The sequence below is a fragment of the Persicitalea sp. genome (genome assembly GCF_041751555.1).
In the GTDB taxonomy this organism is placed as follows: domain Bacteria; phylum Bacteroidota; class Bacteroidia; order Cytophagales; family Spirosomataceae; genus Persicitalea.
In genome coordinates this window covers 1-3016 of record NZ_JBGSXF010000069.1, presented here as the reverse complement: position 1 = coordinate 3016, position 3016 = coordinate 1, and the positions used below count along the sequence as shown (strand labels likewise).

Annotated in this window: 3 protein-coding genes and 1 pseudogene; 2 read left to right on the top strand and 2 right to left on the bottom strand. The window is 51.7% G+C overall.

The genetic code is table 11. The features are described from left to right. Positions 1-168: 168 nt before the first annotated feature. Positions 169-762 (bottom strand): RNA polymerase sigma factor, encoded by a 594-nt coding sequence (locus ACEW8P_RS02275; RefSeq protein ID WP_373511492.1) that lies wholly within the window; start codon positions 760-762, stop codon positions 169-171. A 144-nt stretch (positions 763-906) separates the two neighbouring features. On the opposite strand from ACEW8P_RS02275, the gene ACEW8P_RS02270 reads away from it, so the two are divergent. Further along, positions 907-2031: a serine protease gene (locus ACEW8P_RS02270; RefSeq protein ID WP_373511491.1), complete on the top strand. Its 1125-nt coding sequence runs from the start codon at positions 907-909 to the stop codon at positions 2029-2031. A gap of 135 nt (positions 2032-2166) precedes the next feature. Beyond that, positions 2167-2538, top strand: coding sequence for a LytR/AlgR family response regulator transcription factor (locus ACEW8P_RS02265; RefSeq protein ID WP_373511490.1), 372 nt, complete (start codon positions 2167-2169; stop codon positions 2536-2538). A 1-nt stretch (position 2539) separates the two neighbouring features. Here ACEW8P_RS02265 and ACEW8P_RS02260 read toward each other — a convergent pair. Beyond that, positions 2540-3016: pseudogene (locus tag ACEW8P_RS02260) on the bottom strand (hypothetical protein); the annotation flags it as partial.

Below are 3016 nucleotides of genomic sequence, written 5' to 3'. Positions count from 1 at the left end.
GTAACACTTCTTGGGTTTTAAGGTAAAAGGCTACCTCTTCCTGCAACTGTCGATTTTGGCGTAGATTTTCTTCGAACTGCGATCGTTCGGGTGGGGGTAAATTTTCGTTGAAGTAATCTTCGATGTGGTTGTTCATTCTTTCAGATTAGGTTAAATCTTCTTTCTGGCCTAACTGCCGCTCAGGTACAACTCCCTGAGCTTCTTCATACAGCGCAGGCGGCTGGTCTTGACTACGGCGGCCGATTGGTAGCTCATTTGGTTGGCAATGTCTTCATCCTTAAATCCCTCCCCCCAGGCCATCAGCATTTGGCGGCACTTATCGCCCAGCTCACTGAGTCGTTGGCCGAGTAGCTGGGCGTCCTGCTGCTGCACGAGTTGCTGTATTGCGGTGTGAGTGTCGTCGGGCAGTAGGTTCAGGTAGTCGCTAAGTCCATCGGTTTGGTGTACCTCTGCTTTATTAGTCGTATTTCTACGAATAAGGTCAACACATTTGTTGCTAAATATTTTATAAAGATAGGTTTTCAGCTCCGCGCGGCCCTCGAAGCGGTTGCCGGAAACATGCTCGATCACAGTGAGTACCGCGTCGGAATAGACCATTGAGCAGTCGTCGGCAGATAGGCGACTGTGCTTGCGCTCGCCTTGCTCGATGAAGTACTGGTACTTTTCGTAGAGCTGATTTTCGTAAAGTCGTCGGCTTGTACCTCCGGCAAGGATACCCTGAATAATACTCGAATCGGGAGGGGACTTCTGCAGCAATCTCATACGCACGTGACTTGTCCGGGGAAATATACGTAAAAACCCCTGTTTTTCTCAAAATCAGCGCTTTTCTGTTTCCAGTTCAGGTCAATCTTTCGACTCAAAGACCGATAACCATTATTTATTTACCCTAAACATTTATCAGAAAACATGGCAGACTACAGCAAAGCTAAAAAGGGCGATGACAAAATTGAGCCGCCCTTCTCTCCCGAAGAACTGAAAAAAGAGATGAAGTCCGAGAAAGCGAGAGCAAAGCTTGACGTTTCGACGCTCGACATCAACCTACTGACCGGAAACCTGAATATTCCGCCCGGTACTTCCATCGAACGGATCGGGATGAACGTCTCGGACAATTTGAATGAAATTGATCTGAGGGTAAAGGTGCCGGAGTTCGGCAAGTACCATTTTCCGAAAGACATCGAGCAGAAGTTTGTCGGAAAAGACGATTTCGTCATCGACCCCGACGGATTCACTGAACTACCTCCTTTCCGGCCCGATCACCTGGCCCTGGATTTGGATCCCGGTGATCTGCCCAGGTCTTTTACCCGCAGCAAAAAATATTTCGAGAAACTACCCGACAAAGAGGATTTACACTACGCTACTACGATTTTCGGGGCTGACAACAGGCAGTTGTTCCTCAACTCCTCTTATCCCTGGGGTACCGTAGGTAAGGTCAGAACGGCCCTGGGTTCGGGGTCTGGCGTGATGATCGGCCCCCGTCACCTCCTTACCGTAAGTCATGTGATTCAGTGGACCAGCAACGGCGCTGGCTGGATCAGCTTTACGCCCGCTTCCTTCGATGGATCCGCACCCTTCGGAACGGCATGGGGAACGCGTATCTATTACCGGGTGAAAGTCACTGGCCCCACCATCAATCGAAACGAAGGGCAGCACGACTACGTGGTGGTGGTGCTGGACCGCCGAATGGGTAACCTCACGGGCTGGATGGGTGCCAAAAGCTGGACAGATAGCTGGGATAATTCCCCTTACTGGTCGCACGTAGGCTATCCTGCGGACTTGAACTCCGGGGCAAGACCCTGCTACCAGGGTAGTATCCCGATGGACGGCTCGTTCTGGGATGCCGACCGACATACCCGAATATTCCACCAGGGTGACGTGTTTCCTGGCCAGTCGGGTGGGCCTTATTTTGCCTGGTGGTCCAACGGCCCCCACGCGGTAGCCGTGCAAAGCGGCCAGACTTCCAGCCAAAACTCAGCCTCGGGTGGCTCCGAAATGGTGGATTTGGTTGTCCGGGCCAGAAATGATTTTCCTTAAGTACTTCCGGCTCACTAGTACGTCCTGCTGCGGTCCATTGGGATCGCAGCAGGACTTTTTTCAAAGTACCTGTTTCCTCCGTCGTGCCTTTCCACGACTAAGGAATTAGAACCAAAAACCCTAAACCTGTTAACCATGAATACATCATCACTATCTATCCCCCAAAATTCTGTACACATCGGAGCTTACGAACACGCACAGCCCGATGAAATTGTCCTCTGCAAAGGCGACAGCAACTACACGCACGTTCATTTTGCCGACGGGCGCAAGCTCACTGTCGCTACCACTTTGAAAATCATTCAGGAGCGATTGAACGCCCAGAGCTTCGTGCGCGTAAATCGCTCGGGCCTTATCAACAAGGATCACATCGCCCACTACGACCGTGATGAAATCACACTTACCAACGGTACCAAACTACCCATTGCCCGGCGGCGGCGGCAGGCGGTGCAGCAGTTTATACAGTCCTGCGCCGAGATGTTTGGTAAGCAGGAAATGGGCTACGCCTGATTCAGTGCACCAGCACCCGCCGAACTATGCCCGTCAGGAAACCGTACTTGACGGGCATCTTTCGCTTCTCACGCTGCCGCTTGCCGTAGTAAGCTGTCCCAACGCCCAGCAGTACTCCTGGTGCGAACCACGGGATCAGTTGGAGATAAACTGAGGCGTCTTCGGGCAAGTAGCGCGTCATGTTTACACAAAAGGCGGTAACAGTAGCGATGTACGCTCCCATGATCTTGCTAATGTGCCCAAAGTACCAGTGCATCTTCTCCGAGTCGATTTTGCCAAAAAATAGCTGTAAATCCTTCCGCGCGTTGACCGAAATTAAAGTTCCAAAAACCGCAAATAGAATGGCGACGAAATAATTCTGCAAACCGATGATCCCGTAGGCAGCGTAACCCAGCATGACCAGCCCGCACGCCAGGGCCAAACCCGCCGCTACCCGGTCGAAGACCGTGGCTTGGGTAGCCGATTTTTTCATTTGTAA